This is a genomic window from Microbacterium oleivorans, assembly GCF_013389665.1.
Classification (GTDB): Bacteria; Actinomycetota; Actinomycetes; order Actinomycetales; family Microbacteriaceae; genus Microbacterium; species Microbacterium oleivorans_C.
This window is the reverse complement of the sequence record NZ_CP058316.1, coordinates 643,921-660,574: the sequence shown is the minus strand read 5'-3', so window position 1 is coordinate 660,574 and position 16,654 is coordinate 643,921. Positions and strand designations below refer to the sequence as shown.

Below are 16,654 nucleotides of genomic sequence, written 5' to 3'. Positions count from 1 at the left end.
TCAGCTGCGGCTGTCGGCGTAGTGACCTGCGAGGCGTTCGAGCCCCTCGTCGATGGTGACCGAAGGGGACCAGTCCAGATCCCGACGGATGGCGGTCTGATCGAACCAGTGCGCCGTCGACAGCTGCTCGGCGAGAAAACGGGTCATCGGCGGCTCGTCCGCGCCCGGGCGGATCTCCCAGATCTTCTCGACGGCCGCGCCGGCGGCCTTCGCGACGACAGCCGGCAGGCGCAATCGGGGCTCCGGGGCCCCGGCAGCGCGGCAGATACCCGCCATCAGGTCGCCGACCGGGCGAGGCTCCCCGTTGGTCAGGACGTACGCGCGCCCGCCGACGGCATCCGCTCGGTGGAGCGCTGCAACGATGCCCGAGGCGGCGTTGTCGACGTAGGTCGTGTCGATGAGCGCGGTACCGCCGTTGAGCAGGGGGAGGGTGCGGCGCCGGGCCCGTGCGACGATCCGCTCGATGAGCTGCGGATCGCCCGGCCCCCACACGAGGTGCGGGCGCACGGCGACCACGCGCATGGCGTCGCCGTCGCGCCCGAGGGCGATGAGCTCGGCCTCGGCCTTGGTGCGGGCGTACTCACCGCGGGCGCGCACCGGGTCCGCGGCATCCGCGCCGGCCCCCGCCAGGGAGGAACCCGCGTGGGCCACCGAGGGGGAGGAGACCTGCACGAAGCGAGCCACCCCGGCACGGGAGGCCGCGTCGAGCATCGTCCGGGTGCCCTCGACGTTCACCGCGTGGAACTCCCGAACATCACCCGCGAGCGACACCTTGGCCGCGAGATGGACGACGGCGTCGGCGCCCTCGACAGCGCGCCCGACGACCTCGGAATCGGTGATGGACCCGAGCACGTCACGCGCGCCGGGCACCCCGGATGGGCGGCGCTGCAGCGTGCGCACCTCGTGACCCGCGGCCAGAAGATCGGCCACGACGGCGCGCCCGAGGAAACCGGACGTGCCCGTGGCGAGGACGATCACGGTGCACCCGGCTTCTCGCCCGCGAGCAAGCGCTCGGCCCACGCCGACAGCCGTGACCGGTCGATCTTCGAGTTGTGGCGGATGTCGGTGGGCAGGCCCGGAACGACGAGAACCGCGGCGAGCGGCAGGTCGGCCGCCGACCTCACCCGGGCGGTGAGCTCGGGGGACGCCAGATCTGCGCGCCGCGCATCGGGAGCGCTCTCGACCACCGCGACGCAGACCTGGCCGCCGCGCGGCCCGACGCCGACGACCGCGGCACGGCGCACGTCATCGACCGTCTCGATCTGCTGCTCCGGCCCGACGGGGGTGACCGGGCCCGAGGACGTGGTGATGACGTGGGGGAGGCGCCCCTCGATCCACAGTCGCCCCTGCGGATCGAGATGGCCGACGTCGCCCGTGCGGTGCCACCGGCCGGCCACAGCGTGGGTCGATCGGACCGCCGCGCGATCGGTGGCCCACAGCCGGTGGTAGCCGCGCTTGAGGTGCGGAGCCGAGATGACGACCTCGCCGGTCACGCCTGCGGCATCCGAGAGCTCGCCGGTTGCCCGCCCCCCGGCATCGAGAGCGCTGATGCGCACTGTGCCCGTCCCGATCGGAGTGCCGACGCAGACCCCCGCGTCGGGCGAACTCTGCGTACGTTCGAGCTCGTCCAGGGTGATATCGGTCACCAGCAGGCACTCGGTCATGCCGTACGGCGTGTGCGCGCGGGCGTTGGGCATGAGCTCGTGCGCTCGGCGCAGGAGGTCGATGCCCACGGGGGCTCCGGTGGAGAGGAACGTCTTCACCTCGGCGAGAGCGGCCCGATCGCTCGGCGAGAGGGCCCCGGCGGTGGCGCAGACGTTCGCGAGCGCGGCGGGCGAGAGGAACACGATGCCCGCCTGGGAGGCGCGGACGGCTTCGGCCACGGCTGTCGCGGTGAGGGTGCGCGGCGCCGAGACGTCCATGCGAGGCGTCGCCGACCGCGTGCCGAGGGCGGGGCCGAGCAGGGCGAAGGGAGCGAAGCCCGTCACCAGTCCGGTCTCGGCGCCGACCTCGAAGTGCTCCGCGAGCGCGTCGCGCAGCGCCGACAGCTGCGCGTGCGTGTACACGACACCCTTGGCCGGCCCGGTCGATCCCGAGGTGAACAGGATGGCCGCCTCGTCCTCGGGGCGCGGTTCGGGAGGAAGCGCGCCGCCCGCGCCGGTACGGGCGAGCTCGACGAGACTCGTCTCGACGCCCAGGGCGCGCGCCGCGGGTGCGGGCAGGTGCGGGGCCGAGATCTTCCGTCCCGGCCAGCCGAGCGCGCGTGCGGCCGCGAGCCCGGCCCGCTCGCCGATCACGAACGCGGGCTCGGTGCCGCGAACGGCGCGGGAGAGCCCCCGGACGCCGAGCCCGCGGTCGGCGACCACGACGACGGCGCCGATGCGCAGACACGCGTAGAGCACCGCCGTGAGGGTCGGACCGGGTTGGACCAGCAGCGAGACACGGTCTCCCGGTCGCACGCCGAAGGCCGTCAGTCCTGCGGCGAGCTGATCGACCCGATCCGCGAGCGAGCGCCAGCTCACGCGTACGGGCTCACCGGCGGTGCGGCGGGTGAGGTCGACCACCGCGGTGTCATCGTCGTCACGGCGTTCGGCCAGCCGCTGCCACAGGGGTGTGGATGCCGGCTCCGGCGTCCCTGCGTCGAGGGAGGCCTCCTGCATCGCGTCCTCGCCCGGTGCGGGAGCCGCAAGCACCCGATCATCCAGCCAATCGAGCACGACGTCCGCGTAGGGACGCTCCTCGGCCAGCATGTGACCGGCCCCCTCGAAGCGGTGCACGTCGGCGTGGGGAAGGCGGCGCGCCAGATCGTCGAGGTGATGCTCGCCGAAGACGGGGTCGCGCGGACCGCGCAGCAGGAGAGCGGGAACGGTCACTCCGGTCAGGCCGCCGGCGATCTCGTCGAGCGCGGGCGTGCTCGGATGGTCGGGCGTGGCCGGGATGTCCGCCACGAAGGCGCCGATGCCGCGGCGACGCGCGGCGCTCGCGTACGGCGCGCGGTACGTCGCGCGCACCGCCGGATCGAGGGGCGGATCGGCCAGCGCCAGGGTGGTGTCGAGGAAGGCCGTGGTGCGGGTCGTGGTGGTGGCGAGGAGCGATCGCGCCCCGGCGACGCGCAGAGCCGCGGGCAACGGCATCCCCGCCGGGTGGTGCACGGCGGTGTTGAGCACGGCGACGGCGTCGACGCGGTCGCGGTGGCGCACCGCCCAGCCGAGCGAGATGGGCCCGCCCCAGTCGTGCCCGAGGGTCACGACACGGCCGGACAGGCTCAGCGCGTCGATCAGGGCGCCGAGGTCGTCGATGCGCTGGTCGAGCCCCCGTGCGATGCCGGTGCGCTCGGAGAATCCCATCTCGAGCTGGTCGACGGCGACGACACGCCAGGCCGCTCGCCCGGAGCGAGCCCGCTCGAGAGAGGCGGCGATGACCCCCCGCCAGAGATACGACCAGGTCGGATTGCCGTGTACCGCCACGATGGTGCCGACCGGTTCGGCGCCGGCGTCCGCGAGCAGCCCGCCGGTGTCGAGCACGTGCCAGTGCCGAGGGGACCCGGCATCGTCGCCGACGCCCGGGACGACGAGCGTGCGCGAGATGCCCGGCTCGACGCCGGGGAGTGCCGCAGGAGCCGCGAGGATCACCAGGCGAGTTCCAGCATGCTCGTGTTCAGACCGGACCCCACGCCCATCAGCAGCACGCGGTCGTCGCGCCGCAGTGTCGCCTGTTCGGCGGCGAGGGTGATGGGGATCGACGCCGGCCCGACGTTGCCGAGCTCGGGGTAGGTCACCGGAACACGCCGCCGGTCGAGGCCCACCGCCTTCACGATCGCGTTGGTGTGGACAGACGAGACCTGGTGGGTGACGTAGCGGTTCATCGACGACCACGAGAAGGTCGACTGGGCTTCGCGCCAGGCATCGACCACGAGCGCGAGCCCGCCCTTGAGGAGCGCCTTGGCGTCGGTGAACATGCCGTCGACGCTGCCGACGCACAGCTCGTGGAACTGCGTCGCGGCACGGGTGACGCCGCCGACGATGCGGTGGCCCTCGGGGTGCTCGCTCGCCCGGCCGAGCACGGCCGCGGCGGCACCCGAGCCGAGGGTGAGCGAGGCGAACTCGCTCATGAAGCCATCGCGATCGAGACCGCCGCGATTGAGTCGGTCGACGGTGTTGACCTGGATCTCGTCGGCATCCTCGCCGTTGACGATGATCGCGTAGTCGATCTGACCCGACTGGATCATCCCCGAAGCCAGGGTCATGCCGTTGATGAAGCCCAGGCAGGCGTTGGCGACGTCGAAGTTGATCGCCGACGACGGCAGGCCGAGACCGTGGTGCAGCCGCACCGCCACGGACGGCTCGAGATGCTTGCGCGAGACCGAGGTGTTGATGATGAGCCCGATCTGGGAGGGAGCGACCCCGGCCTGTTCGAGGGCCTGACGCCCCGCTTCGATCGTCGCGACATCGGAGGACTCGCCTTCGGCCCAGTTGCGTCGTTCGTTGACCCCGGCGACGCGGCGCAGCAGGCCGGGCTTCAACCGCAGCTGCGCGAGCGCGCCGCCCAGTCGTTCTTCGATCGAGTCCGAGGTGGTCACCCTGGTCGGCAGGACGCTCGCGACCGAGAGGAGGGCGACATCGTCATAACGAATGGTGGCGTTTCCGTGCAATGCGACTCCCGCGGTGTCTCCGGTGGCTGGCGGCGACTGCCTCCTGCCAGCGCCGTCGGGCGCATCCGGGCATCCTTCGATTTTAGGTCGACGCTCATGCGGTCGGCTGCATGAGCCCCGTTCTGCTGACGATCGGGCCCGATGGGCGCCCTCGAGCGGTCATGACCCCGCCGGTGCCAGCCGGCGCGCGAGCACCCGTCGGAACGCCTCGACGAGCGTGACGGTGACGTCGAGCTCGACGGCCATCGCCTCGACGTGCCCGGAGTGCAGGGTCTCGGCCCACCCGTAGTCGTCGAGCGTGATGAGACGCTCGGCGGCCCATTCGTCGGCCCGGCGCTCCTGGCGCTCGGCGAGACGGGCGTCAGCGACCACGACATCGCCATGGACGGCGTGCGCGCACTCGTGTGCGAGGACGGAACGGTGCAGCCGGCGTGCCATGCGCGGACGCAGGCGCACGATGCGGGCGTCGTGTTCGTACTCGCCGTCGCGGTCGGGTGGCAGGTCGGTCACGACCACGCTCACTCCGAGCCCCGTCAGCACCTCGATCAGGTCGTCATCCGTCGCCATGGTCCCCTCCGCGATCGCCCTCCGGCATCTTGGCCACTGCCCGACCATCTTCTCGCGGGGGTCGGACACGGATCTCGGTGACGTTCGCGATGTCGCCGGCCCCGGGTACCGTCTCGGTCGAGGCCTGCGCGACGACCTCCGACAACGACAGCCCGACGGCGCGGCAGACGGCGGCGAGCTGGTCGACGGTGAACACCTTGCTCGCCGACAGCGCTCGCGACAGCTGCGAGGGAGACATACCGGCTTCCGCGGCGATGTCGGTCTGCCGCAGGCCTCGTCGACGCATCTCGGACGAGATCGTGACGGCGATGTGTCGGCTCAGCGGGCCGGGGACGGGGGTTTTTCCAGTGGGCACGTGCCAAGTTTGGCAGCGCTGTTGCCATGTGGCAAGACGAAGCCATACTGTTGCCATATGGCAGACAGTTTGCTAAGCGCCCGTGTCGCCCGGTCCGTGCGAGCGATCCTCGCCGAGAAGCGTCTCACCCAGGAGTGGCTCGCTGAGGCCAGCGGCATCCCGATGCGCACCCTCGCGCGACGTCTGCACGTGCGCCGCCCGAGCCCGCTGTCGATCGAGGAGCTCGCGACGATCGCGGTGGCGCTCGGCGTCGGCATGGGCGATCTGCTGCCCGGGTTCGAACACCCCCGCCCGCAGGAGGAGCGGGCAGCTCGGACACCCCCGCCCGCAGGAGGAGCGGGGAGCCCGGACCCCGCCGACGTGATCGACTCAGATCACGGCAGTCTCGAGATGAAGGACTCGGCGTCGACCGTCTTGCGACGTCCTGAATCCCGTCCCTCGGGCTTGCCGCCCACGTAGAGCCACCCGAGCAGCTCTTCGCGCTTGCCGAGTCGGTGGGCCTTGGCCACAGCCTTCGACCGCGTCGCATCGCCGGTGCGCCAGAACACGCCCCAGCCTGCCTCGTCGAGAAGGAGGCTCAGCATGTGGGCGACGCCCGCGGCGACGGTCTCCTGCTCCCAGCGGGGCACCTTGCTCTTCTTGCTGTAGCTCGCGACCACGGCGATCAGCAGCGGCGCGCGCATGGGCTTGGTGGAGATGCCGCCCTTACCGTCCGCCTTGTTGAGGGCGCGACCGAGACGCAGCCGGTCGTCGCCGCGCAACTCGATCAACCGCCACGGGCGCAACGACGAATGGTCGGCGACGCGACCGGCCGCCGACACCAGTCGCACGAGCTCGTCGTGCGACGGTGCCGCGTCGGTCACGCGCGACCACGAGCGGCGTGCGCGGGCTGCCTCGTAGGCGCCGGTCACTTCCCCTGCTCGGGGGTGAACGACAGCGACAGCGAGTTCATGCAGTACCGGTCGCCGGTCGGCGTGCCGAAGCCGTCGGGGAAGACGTGGCCCAGGTGCGAGCCGCAGTTGGCGCACCGCACCTCGGTGCGGACCATGCCGTGCGAGCGGTCTTCGATGAGCTCGACCGCCTCGGGCCGCACCGACTCGTAGAAGCTCGGCCAGCCGCAGTGCGAGTCGAACTTCGTCCCGCTCTGGAACAGCTCGGAGCCGCACGCGGCGCAGGTGTACAGGCCGGCGCGTGCCTCGTCGAGCAGTTCACCGGTCCACGCACGCTCGGTGCCCGCCTGGCGCAGCACCGCGTACTGCTCGGGGCTGAGCTCCTCGCGCCACTGCTCGTCGGTCTTGTTCACGGAATACGTCATGTCTGCTCCTTCGCCTCGTCCTATTCAACTCGACGATCGGGGTGTGTGTTCCCGCACAATGGCCTCATGCCCGATGAGATCTCCGCCATCGTCGAGCGCTACCGACGCTTCGCCGTCGTCGAGGCGCCCGGAAGGTCGGATCTGTACGCGGCGTGGGCGAGCCGCGTCGCCGAGGACCCCGCGGTGCAGCGCGTGCTCGTCCGGCTGCCGGGGATGCGGCGTCAGCCGCCCCTGGTGTTCGCGGTGAGCCGACTGCTGGGTTCCGGCGACGTCGATGCCGAGGCGTGGTCGGCCTGGCTGCTCGAGAATGCGGATGCCGTCGTTGCCGAGTGCCTCGCGCGGTCGGTGCAGACCAACGAGCCGCTGCGGTGCGCCGCGCTGCTGCCCGCGCTCAGCCTCGTCGACGGCCCCATCGCGCTCCTCGAGATCGGTGCCAGTGCGGGGTTGTGCCTGTACCCGGATCGCTACTCGTACGTCTTCACCTCTCGGGACGACGAGGTTCGGCTGGACCCCGACGACGGCCCGTCGCCCGTGGTGCTCCACTGCTCGGTGCGTGGCGAGCGGATGCCGCGTGTGCGCATGCCCGAGGTGGTCTGGCGCGCCGGCATCGACCTGAACCCTCTCGACGTGCGGGAATCGCGCGACGTGGACTGGCTCGCCGGGCTCGTATGGCCGGGCGAGGTCGGGCGCGCCGAGCGCATCCGCGCCGCCGCCGGGATCGCGGCGGCCGATCCGCCGCTCCTGCGGTCGGGGGATGCCCTCGCGCTCCTCGCCGAGGTCGCGGTCCAAGCGCCGGCCGACGCGACGCTCGTCGTGTCGACCCCCGGGGTGCTGGCGCACATCCCTCGGGCGATCCGCGGCGAGGTGATCGCGGCTGCACGCGCCGCGGGGCGGTGGCTGACCATCGACGATCCGGCGCTGCACGACGGGTGGCGCGGCGGCATCCCGATCGGATGGGCGGACGGCTTCGCCGTGGCGCTCGACGGGGAGATCACGGCGGCGGCGGATCCGCTCGGACGCTGGTGGGAGTGGCGTCCCGGATCGGAGACGAACGCGCCGTAGCGTGGGGTCGTGGCTCTTTCGGATCGCGACCGTTCGCTCCTCGACTTCGAGGCGCTGTGGAGCGGGCACACCGGCGCCAAGGAAGAGGCCGTACGCGCCCAGCTCGCGTTGACGCCGGCGCGCTACTACCAACTGCTCGGTCGCCTGATCGACTCGGCGGATGCGCTCGCCTACGACCCGATGCTGGTGCATCGCCTGCGGCGCCTGCGGGCCGCCGGACGGCGTGCCGGCGACGGCCGCGCAGCCATGTGACGCTGAGGTTCGGCAGATAGCATTCCCCCGTGCCGACAACGACATACCCGAAAGACCGCTTCGACGAGCTGCCCGCCGATCTCGCTCGTGTCGGCGCGCACCGCGCCGAGAACCCGCGGCTGCGGGCCAGCGTGCTGCTGTTCTGGTCGGCGGTCGCGGTGCTCGTGCTCGTCGCGGCCGGCATCTTCGGCACGCTTGTCGTGACCGGACGCATCTCGCTGTTCCCGACATCGAGCTCGACGGCGCCCGCCGCCGAGGCGCCCGCGGCCGCCGCGCCGGTGGTGGACACGTCGTATCCGGTGCTCATCCTCAATGCCACCACGGAGCGGGGCTTGGCCAACTCGGTCGCGGACGTCGTGGTCGCCGCGGGCTGGAGTGCAGAGACGGTGGATGCCGGCGAGGCCGGGTCGCAGGATTTCCCGACGACGACCATCTACTACCTGACCGTCGAGGACGAGGGGGCCGCTCGAGGGCTGGCAGAGGTCATCGGGGGCGCCGACGTCGAGCTGAGCGATGCCTACCCCGGCCCCGCCGACGCCGACGGGGCACCCGGAAAGCAGCTGACGATCGTGCTCGGCGCCGACCGGGTGGAAGGCGCCGAAACCGGCGGATGACGGCCTGTGTTTCACGCTCGTGAAGTTCTCGATGCAGACGTGTCAACAGTGAGCGGAACGGCGGAATCGTCTCGAACGCCCTGCTTACGATGACGCTGTCGCACAGCATCAGGAGAGTCGCATGACACAGGGCACCGTGAAGTGGTTCAACGCCGAGAAGGGCTTCGGCTTCATCACCGTCGCGGAGGGACAGGACGTCTTCGTCCACTACTCCAACATCGAGATGAGCGGATTCCGCGTTCTCGAAGAAGGCCAGGCGGTCGAGTTCACCGTCGGCACCGGGCAGAAGGGCCCGCAGGCCGAGTCGGTGCGCCCCGTCGCCTGACCCCGACCACCAACGACAGAGCGCGCCGCAGATGCGGCGCGCTCTGTCGTTGACGCGCGCCGTCCGCGGACGGGTGGCTTGCACTCCCCATGGGCGAGTGCCAGAATGGCTTTAGCACTCGCATTCATCGAGTGCTAATTGACTGTTCTCCACCGTCCGGGAGGGACGACACACACATGGCAAAGATCATCGCTTTCGACGAGGAGGCCCGACGTGGCCTCGAGCGCGGCCTGAACATCCTGGCCGACGCCGTCAAGGTGACGCTCGGCCCCCGCGGTCGCAACGTCGTGCTCGAGAAGAAGTGGGGCGCCCCCACCATCACGAACGATGGCGTCTCGATCGCCAAGGAGATCGAGCTCGACGACCCGTACGAGAAGATCGGCGCGGAGCTCGTCAAGGAGGTCGCCAAGAAGACCGACGACGTCGCTGGTGACGGAACCACGACCGCGACAGTCCTCGCTCAGGCGCTCGTTCGCGAGGGACTGCGCAACGTGGCTGCCGGCGCCGACCCCATCTCGCTCAAGAAGGGCATCGAGAAGGCCGTCAAGGCCATCACCGACCAGCTCCTCGCTGACGCCAAGGAGGTCGAGTCGAAGGAGCAGATCGCGGCCACCGCATCGATCTCCGCCGCCGACGCCTCGATCGGCGAGCTGATCGCCGAGGCGATCGACAAGGTCGGCAAGGAGGGCGTGGTCACCGTCGAGGAGTCCAACACCTTCGGCACCGAGCTCGAGCTCACCGAGGGCATGCGCTTCGACAAGGGCTACATCAACCCCTACTTCGTCACGGACCCGGAGCGCCAGGAGGCTGTCTTCGAGGACCCGTACATCCTCATCGCGAACCAGAAGATCTCGAACATCAAGGACCTTCTGCCCATCGTCGACAAGGTGATCCAGGAGGGCAAGGAGCTCCTCATCATCGCCGAGGACGTCGAGGGCGAGGCTCTCGCGACGCTCGTGCTCAACAAGATCCGCGGCATCTTCAAGTCGGCTGCCGTCAAGGCTCCCGGCTTCGGCGACCGTCGCAAGGCTCAGCTGCAGGACATCGCGATCCTCACCGGCGGCCAGGTCATCACCGAAGAGGTCGGCCTCAAGCTCGAGAACGCCACGGTCGACCTGCTCGGCCGCGCTCGCAAGGTCATCATCACCAAGGACGAGACCACGATCATCGAGGGTGCCGGCGACTCGGCTCAGCTCGAGGGTCGCGTGACGCAGATCCGTCGTGAGATCGACAACACCGACAGCGACTACGACCGCGAGAAGCTCCAGGAGCGTCTTGCGAAGCTCGCCGGCGGCGTCGCCGTCATCAAGGCGGGTGCGGCGACCGAGGTCGAGCTCAAGGAGCGCAAGCACCGCATCGAGGACGCCGTCCGCAACGCGAAGGCAGCCGTCGAAGAGGGTGTCGTCGCCGGTGGTGGCGTCGCGCTCATCCAGGCGGGCAAGACCGCTTTCGCGGGTCTCGAGCTCTCGGGTGACGAGGCGACCGGTGCGAACATCGTGCGCGTCGCGATCGAGGCCCCGCTCAAGCAGATCGCGCTCAACGCCGGTCTCGAGCCGGGCGTCGTGGCCAACAAGGTCGCCGAGCTCGAGATCGGTTTCGGCCTCAACGCCGCGACCGGCGAGTACGGTGACCTGTTCGCACAGGGCATCATCGACCCCGCCAAGGTCACGCGCTCGGCGCTGCAGAACGCTGCGTCGATCGCCGGTCTGTTCCTGACCACCGAGGCCGTCGTCGCCGAGAAGCCGGAGAAGAACCCGGCTCCCGCGGGCGACCCGACGGGTGGCATGGACTTCTGATCCATCGCACAGAACGGCCCCTCCTTCGGGAGGGGCCGTTCTGTGTTTCCGGATCGGATGCCGCGGGGCGCGCCGATCAGCGGAAGAGGCCCGCCGCCGTCGTTTCAGCGTGCACGTACTGCTGGCCCGCGGCGTCCAAGGCGGCACCGATGTCGGTCAGTGCGGCCTCGACCTCGCGCTGCGCTGCACGCCAGCGCTCGACGACGGATTGGAAGGCTACCGAGGCGCCGCCCGTCCACGACGCCTGGAGGCGGGTGAGCTGCGCCATCATGGCGCCGGTGTCGCTCTCGATGCGCCCTGAGGTGGCGCGGATGGCTGCGGTGGCGCTGGCCACGGCGTCGCTGTCGATGGAGAAGGCGGCCATATCGTCTCTTTCGCTCGCTGCGGTCGGGGGATGCTCACAGGTTAGAAAGAGGCCGATCGCGGCGAACACCGAGCGGTAACGGCAGGGGAGAGGCGGCACGCCTCGGCTTTGGGGGAGGAGACGTGTCAGCCGCGGTCGTCTCGCAGACGCGGCAGCGGCTGCGTCGCGATCCAGAGGTGCTCGGCGGCGTCGCGCCGGTCGGCGAGCGGGAACGAGACCCGGAAGGTGGCACCGCCGCCGGGCGTGCTCTGCACATCGATCGAGCCGTGCAGAGCCTCCACGATGGAGGCCACGATCGACAGGCCGAGACCGGAGCCGCCGGTCTCTCGTGTGCGCGAGGTGTCGGCACGCCAGAACCGCTGGAAGATCTTCTCGCGCAGCTGTTCGGGGATGCCTTCGCCGTGATCGATCACCGAGATCCAGCCCATGCGCGTGTGGCTGTCCAGCCCGACCGCGATCTCGATCGGGGTGCCCTCGGGGCTGTAGCGCCGGGCGTTGCCGATCAGGTTGGCCACGACCTGCCGGATGCGATTCTCATCGCCGAGGACGACGGGCACGAGCGGGGGCTCCGCGGGCTGCAGCAGGGGCGGCTCGACGGGCGCGCGCTCCGCGGCGCGCGCGTCGGGCGTACGCCGTGATCCCTGGCGCTCCTCGCGGGGCCGGCGCCGCAGGCGTGAGAGGCCGGGCCCGCTTCGGGCCCGGCCGCCGGATGCGCGCGGGGGTCGGGTCTCGTCGCCCGGGGCGCGCAGGTCGAGGGTGAGCCGCTCGTCGGAGAACTCGACCACCGACACCTCGCGCTCGGGCGCCGCGGCCCGCGTGTCGAGCGCGGCGTCGCGGGCGATCGGCCGCAGGTCGACGGGGGCGATCGTGAGGTCGCGACGCTCGTCGAGCCGGGCGAGGGCCAGCAGATCCTCGACGAGGCCGCTCATGCGTACGGCCTCCTTCTCGATCCGCTCCATCGACTGGGCGGTGTGCTCGGCATCGGTGATGGCGCCCATACGGTACAGCTCGGCGTAGCCGCGGACGGTGACCAGCGGCGTGCGCAGCTCATGGCTGGCGTCGCCGATGAACCGGCGCATCTGCTGGACGGTCGCATCGCGCTGTGCCAGGGCCGTGTCGATGCGGTCGAGCATGGCGTTGATGGCGATCTTCAGGCGGCCCACCTCGGTGCCGGGGGAGATGTCGCCCATCCGTTGGCTCAGGTCGCCGGCCGCGATCGTCATCGCGGTGTTCTCGACCTGGCCGAGGCTGCGGAAGGTGAGGGTGACCAGCCAGCGGGTGCCGAGGGCTCCCGCGACGAGGATGAGGGCGGCGATGACGGTGTAGATGCTGATGAAGTTCGCGACCGTCTGGGTCACCGACGTCAGCGGCAGCGCGACGAGCTGGGTGTAGCTCTCGCGCGAGCCGTCGGGCTGCAGGATGTCGACGCTGGCGTGGAACGTCGCCGGACCCTCGCGGGCGGCGAGCTCGAACGGCTCGGTGCCCTTGACGACGGTCTTGTCGAGGGTGAACGTCGTGGGGATCTCGGGTCGCGGGTACTCGGGGCCGCCCGCCACCGACAGCAGCTGGCCTTCGGGGCTGTAGACGGCGACGACGAAGTTGGTCGGCGGTGCGGACGGGTTCGCCTCGAACGAGGCGATCCCGTCGTCGACGGTGACCTCCATGACCGTCGTGGCCAGATCGGTCGGAGCGAGAGAGCGCAGGCTCTGGTCGAGAGCGACCACCTGAGCGTTGCGCAGGAACACCATGGTTCCCACGCCCGCGGCCACGAGCCCCATCGCCAACAGGGTGACGATGACGCCGGTGACCTTCGTGCGCAGGCTGATGCCGCGCCACCACCGGGTGACGCTGTCGTTCGCGGCGTCTGTCAGGCTTTCGTCTCCGGGTATGTCAGGCCGACTTGTCGGCCTTGAGCATGTAGCCGAAGCCGCGCTTGGTCTGGATCAGCGGCTCTGAGGAGTGCGGGTCGATCTTGCGGCGGAGGTACGAGATGTAGCTCTCGACGATGCCGGCGTCGCCGTTGAAGTCGTACTCCCAGACGTGATCGAGGATCTGCGCCTTGCTGAGCACCCGGTTGGGATTGAGCATCAGGTAGCGCAGCAGCTTGAACTCGGTGGGAGAGAGGTCGATCGACACGTCGCCGACCTGCACGTCGTGGGTGTCCTGGTCCATCGTCAGCTCGCCCGAGCGGATGATCGACTCCTCGTCGGCCTGCATGGTGCGGCGGAGGATCGCCTGGATGCGCGCGACGATCTCGTCGAGGCTGAACGGCTTGGTGACATAGTCGTCGCCGCCCGCGTTGAGGCCTTCGATCTTGTCCTCGGTCTCGTCCTTCGCGGTGAGGAAGAGGATCGGTGCGGTGTAGCCGGCGCCCCGAAGCCGCTTGGTGACGCTGAAGCCGTTCATGTCGGGCAGCATCACATCGAGCACGATGAGATCGGGCTCCTCCTCGAGGACGGCCGAGATGGTCTGGGCGCCGTTGCCGACGGCGCGGACCTGGTAGCCGGCGAACTTCAGCCCGGTGATCAGCAGGTCCCGGATGTTCGGTTCGTCGTCCACGACGAGGATGCGCGGTGCTGTCATAGCCCCATACTGGCACCGGAATCCATCGGTTTGCTGGATATCGCGCCGCCCTGCGTCGAGCTGGTAGAGGTCGAGGGCAGGATGGAGTCATGCCGCGTCCGATCGATTCCGACCGTCTCGCATTCCATCGGCTCGTCTTCGCGCGTCGGCGACGCGGGTGGTGGACCCCGCTGGCCGTGGGAGGCCTCGGTCTGGTCCTCTACGTCGTCGGGATCCTGATCGCCGCTCTGGTGGCGGTGCTCGTCGCCGTGGCGAACCCGGATGCGGCACGTGCGCTCGATGACATGCTCGCCGACGCCGGTGCCCTCGACATCTCGTCTCCGATGTCGCTGCTGTTCGGACTCGGCACCATCGCCCTGATGCTGCCGGCGTATCTCCTGGCCTCGGTCATCGTCAACGGCCGCCGGCTCGGCTTCGTCTCGGCGGTCTACGGGCGGCTGCGCTGGCGGTGGCTGGTCGTCTGCGCTGCCCTGGCGGTGGCCACGGCGATCGTCGTCACGCTCGTGACCGCCCTGCTCCCCGGTGACGAGGCCGCGGCTCCGGCCACGCCGCCCACGGGCGCCACCTTCTGGCTCAGCCTGCTGGTCGTCCTGCTGGTCGTGCCGGTGCAGGCCACCGCCGAGGAGTACGTCTTCCGCGGATACCTGATGCAGGCGATCGGCCGGTGGCTGCGGCATCCGCTCTTCGCGATCCTGCTTCCCGTCCCGCTGTTCGTCGTCGGGCACATGTACGACCCCGTCGGGCAGGCCGCGGTCGGGCTCTTCGCCATCGCGGCGGGATGGCTGACCTGGCGCACCGGAGGCCTCGAGGCCGCGATCGCCGTCCACATCGTGAACAACCTTCTCGCGTTCCTGCTCGGACTGGGCGGTCTGTCGGACCCGTCGGCCACCGACGTGGGCTGGGTGAGCTTCGCCAGCAGCGTGCTGCTCCTGGGCGGCTACTGCCTCGCCGTCGAGCTGGTGCTGCGACGGCGCCCGATCGTGCGGACCTACGCGCTGCCGCGTTCGCCCCTGCCGGCGCCGATCCCGATGCCGACGCCGACGGCGACGGTGCCGCTCCCGGGAGAGCCGACGCCCGACATCACCCGGAGGTAGCGCCCGTCAGGCCGCCGCGAGGGTCTCGGCGTCGAGGATCGTGTAGCTGTAGCCCTGCTCTGCGAGGAACCGCTGCCGGTTCTGCGCGAAGTCCTGGTCGACGGTGTCGCGCGCGATGAGGGTGTAGAAGCTCGCCGTGTGCCCGTTCGACTTGGGACGCAGCAGCCGGCCGAGGCGCTGCGCCTCCTCCTGTCGCGAGCCGAACGATCCCGAGACCTGGATCGCCACCGAGGCGTCGGGGAGGTCGATCGAGAAGTTCGCGACCTTCGACACGATGAGCACGGGCACCTCACCGGTGCGGAATGCGTCGTAAAGCTCCTCGCGCTCGTCGACCGGCGTCGCGCCGGTGATCTTCGGGGCGCCCAGCGCCTCGGCGAGCACGTCGATCTGGTCGAGGTACTGGCCGATCACGAGGATCTGCTCTCCGGGGTGCTTGGCGACGAGGTCGCGGACGACATCGATCTTCGCGTGCGCCGTGGCGGCGAGGCGATACCGCTCGTCGTCGGCGGATGCCGCGTACTCGAGCCGGTCGGACGCCGGGAGGTCGACGCGGACCTCGTAGCAGACGGCGGGGGAGATGAAGCCCTGGGCCTCGATCTCCTTCCACGGGGCGTCGAAGCGCTTGGGGCCGATGAGGCTGAACACGTCGCCCTCGCGGCCGTCCTCGCGCACGAGCGTCGCGGTCAGTCCCAGGCGCCGTCGCGCCTGCAGGTCGGCGGTCAGCTTGAAGACCGGAGCCGGCAGCAGGTGCACCTCGTCGTACACCACGAGACCCCAGTCGAGCGCATCGAGGAGGGCGAGGTGGGCGTACTCGCCCTTCCTCTTGGCGGTGAGGATCTGATAGGTCGCGATGGTGACCGGCTTGACCTCCTTGGACTGGCCGGAGTACTCGCCGATCTCCTCGGGCGTCAGGCTCGTGCGCTTGAGCAGCTCGTTGCGCCACTGGCGGGCGCTGACGGTGTTCGTGACGAGGATGAGCGTCGTCGTCTTGGTGTCGGCCATGGCGGCGGCGCCGACGAGGGTCTTGCCCGCGCCGCAGGGGAGCACGACGACGCCCGAGCCGCCCTCGGTGAAGATGTCGACGGCTTTGCGCTGGTACGGCCGGAGGCTCCATCCGGTCTCGTCGAGCTCGATCTCGTGCGGCGTCCCCGGGGTGAAACCGGCGAGGTCCTCGGCGGGCCAGCCGATCTTGAGCAGCTCCTGCTTGATCTGTCCGCGCGCCCAGGCATCGATCACGAAGGTGTCGGGCGTGGGGTGGCCGAGCAGGAGCGGCTGGATGCGCTTGTTCTTGGTCACCTCGGCGAGCACGGCGGCATCCGTCGAACGGAGGATGAGGGTGCCCTCGTCGTCGCGCTCGATGACGAGGCGGCCGTAGCGGGTGACCGTCTCGCGGATGTCGGTCGACACCGACGGCGGCACCGGGAAGCGCGACCAGCGGTCGAGGGTGCCGAGCATGTCCTCGGCGTCGTGGCCGGCCGCCCGGGCGTTCCACAGGCCCAGCCGTGTGATGCGGTAGGTGTGGATGTGTTCGGGAGCGCGCTCGAGCTCGGCGAAGATCGCGAGCTCGTGGCGGGCGTCTTCGGCGTGCGGGTGGGCGACTTCGAGCAGCACGGTGCGGTCGCTCTGGACGATCAGGGGGCCATCAGCCATAACGAGCAATCGTACCGGTGCCGGAC

General features: G+C 70.4%; 18 protein-coding genes. 7 read left to right on the top strand and 11 right to left on the bottom strand.

What is annotated here, in order from left to right:
* From HW566_RS03125 to HW566_RS03105, 5 genes are all read right to left on the bottom strand, one after another.
* On the bottom strand, nucleotides 1–978 hold the full coding sequence (locus HW566_RS03125; protein WP_178010322.1) for an NAD-dependent epimerase/dehydratase family protein: 978 nt from the start codon (nucleotides 976–978) through the stop codon (nucleotides 1–3).
* Nucleotides 975–3,632 carry an alpha/beta fold hydrolase gene (locus tag HW566_RS03120; protein ID WP_256728846.1) on the bottom strand — a complete coding sequence of 886 codons (2,658 nt, stop codon included), beginning with the start codon at nucleotides 3,630–3,632 and terminating at the stop codon, nucleotides 975–977. Before HW566_RS03120 ends, HW566_RS03125 begins: the two co-directional genes overlap by 4 nt.
* Nucleotides 3,629–4,651 (bottom strand): 3-oxoacyl-ACP synthase III, encoded by a 1,023-nt coding sequence (locus tag HW566_RS03115; RefSeq protein ID WP_178010321.1) that lies wholly within the window; start codon nucleotides 4,649–4,651, stop codon nucleotides 3,629–3,631. The genes HW566_RS03120 and HW566_RS03115 overlap by 4 nt, the downstream gene beginning before the upstream one ends.
* 159 nt (nucleotides 4,652–4,810) lie before the next feature.
* Nucleotides 4,811–5,218, bottom strand: a complete 408-nt coding sequence (locus HW566_RS03110; protein ID WP_178010319.1) for an ImmA/IrrE family metallo-endopeptidase — start codon at nucleotides 5,216–5,218, stop codon at nucleotides 4,811–4,813.
* Nucleotides 5,205–5,573 (bottom strand): helix-turn-helix domain-containing protein, encoded by a 369-nt coding sequence (locus HW566_RS03105; RefSeq protein ID WP_178010317.1) that lies wholly within the window; start codon nucleotides 5,571–5,573, stop codon nucleotides 5,205–5,207. The genes HW566_RS03110 and HW566_RS03105 overlap by 14 nt, the downstream gene beginning before the upstream one ends.
* Nucleotides 5,574–5,630: 57 nt before the next feature.
* Here HW566_RS03105 and HW566_RS16205 point away from each other — a divergent pair, with 57 nt between their 5' ends.
* On the top strand, nucleotides 5,631–6,032 hold the full coding sequence (locus tag HW566_RS16205; RefSeq protein WP_178010315.1) for a helix-turn-helix domain-containing protein: 402 nt from the start codon (nucleotides 5,631–5,633) through the stop codon (nucleotides 6,030–6,032).
* On the opposite strand, the gene HW566_RS03095 is transcribed toward HW566_RS16205, so the two are convergent.
* Nucleotides 5,948–6,484, bottom strand: coding sequence for a nitroreductase family protein (locus HW566_RS03095; protein WP_178010314.1), 537 nt, complete (start codon nucleotides 6,482–6,484; stop codon nucleotides 5,948–5,950). The genes HW566_RS16205 and HW566_RS03095 overlap by 85 nt on opposite strands.
* A complete protein-coding gene (msrB, locus tag HW566_RS03090) occupies nucleotides 6,481–6,888 on the bottom strand; it encodes a peptide-methionine (R)-S-oxide reductase MsrB (protein WP_178010312.1) in 408 nt (135 codons plus the stop codon). The genes HW566_RS03095 and msrB overlap by 4 nt, the downstream gene beginning before the upstream one ends.
* Before the next feature lie 66 nt (nucleotides 6,889–6,954).
* Here msrB and HW566_RS03085 point away from each other — a divergent pair, with 66 nt between their 5' ends.
* The 5 genes from HW566_RS03085 (at nucleotide 6,955) to groL (ending at nucleotide 10,937) form a co-directional block, all read left to right on the top strand.
* Complete coding sequence (locus HW566_RS03085) at nucleotides 6,955–7,950, top strand: DUF2332 domain-containing protein (protein ID WP_178010310.1); 996 nt, start codon at nucleotides 6,955–6,957, stop codon at nucleotides 7,948–7,950.
* A gap of 9 nt (nucleotides 7,951–7,959) precedes the next feature.
* Nucleotides 7,960–8,202 (top strand): DUF3263 domain-containing protein, encoded by a 243-nt coding sequence (locus HW566_RS03080; protein WP_178010308.1) that lies wholly within the window; start codon nucleotides 7,960–7,962, stop codon nucleotides 8,200–8,202.
* A 29-nt stretch (nucleotides 8,203–8,231) separates the two neighbouring features.
* Nucleotides 8,232–8,816, top strand: coding sequence for a LytR C-terminal domain-containing protein (locus tag HW566_RS03075; protein ID WP_178010306.1), 585 nt, complete (start codon nucleotides 8,232–8,234; stop codon nucleotides 8,814–8,816).
* Nucleotides 8,817–8,937: 121 nt separating this feature from the next.
* Nucleotides 8,938–9,141: a cold-shock protein gene (locus HW566_RS03070; RefSeq protein WP_178010304.1), complete on the top strand. Its 204-nt coding sequence runs from the start codon at nucleotides 8,938–8,940 to the stop codon at nucleotides 9,139–9,141.
* Between the two features lie 176 nt (nucleotides 9,142–9,317).
* Complete coding sequence (gene groL / locus HW566_RS03065) at nucleotides 9,318–10,937, top strand: chaperonin GroEL (RefSeq protein WP_178010302.1); 1,620 nt, start codon at nucleotides 9,318–9,320, stop codon at nucleotides 10,935–10,937.
* A 76-nt stretch (nucleotides 10,938–11,013) separates the two neighbouring features.
* Here the strand turns inward: groL and HW566_RS03060 are convergent, their stop codons facing one another.
* From HW566_RS03060 to HW566_RS03050, 3 genes are all read right to left on the bottom strand, one after another.
* Entirely contained in the window at nucleotides 11,014–11,301 is a 288-nt protein-coding gene (locus HW566_RS03060; RefSeq protein WP_178010300.1) for a WXG100 family type VII secretion target, read from the bottom strand.
* 125 nt (nucleotides 11,302–11,426) lie between these two features.
* Complete coding sequence (locus tag HW566_RS03055) at nucleotides 11,427–13,079, bottom strand: sensor histidine kinase (RefSeq protein ID WP_178010298.1); 1,653 nt, start codon at nucleotides 13,077–13,079, stop codon at nucleotides 11,427–11,429.
* Between the two features lie 112 nt (nucleotides 13,080–13,191).
* Nucleotides 13,192–13,884 carry a response regulator transcription factor gene (locus tag HW566_RS03050; RefSeq protein ID WP_091503198.1) on the bottom strand — a complete coding sequence of 231 codons (693 nt, stop codon included), beginning with the start codon at nucleotides 13,882–13,884 and terminating at the stop codon, nucleotides 13,192–13,194.
* Between the two features lie 89 nt (nucleotides 13,885–13,973).
* On the opposite strand from HW566_RS03050, the gene HW566_RS03045 reads away from it, so the two are divergent.
* Nucleotides 13,974–14,978 (top strand): CPBP family intramembrane glutamic endopeptidase, encoded by a 1,005-nt coding sequence (locus HW566_RS03045; RefSeq protein WP_178010297.1) that lies wholly within the window; start codon nucleotides 13,974–13,976, stop codon nucleotides 14,976–14,978.
* A gap of 6 nt (nucleotides 14,979–14,984) precedes the next feature.
* Here HW566_RS03045 and HW566_RS03040 read toward each other — a convergent pair whose 3' ends face one another.
* The gene (locus HW566_RS03040; protein ID WP_178010295.1) at nucleotides 14,985–16,628 is read right to left on the bottom strand and encodes a DNA repair helicase XPB; all 1,644 of its coding nucleotides are present in this window, start codon (nucleotides 16,626–16,628) and stop codon (nucleotides 14,985–14,987) included.
* Nucleotides 16,629–16,654: the final 26 nt, after the last annotated feature.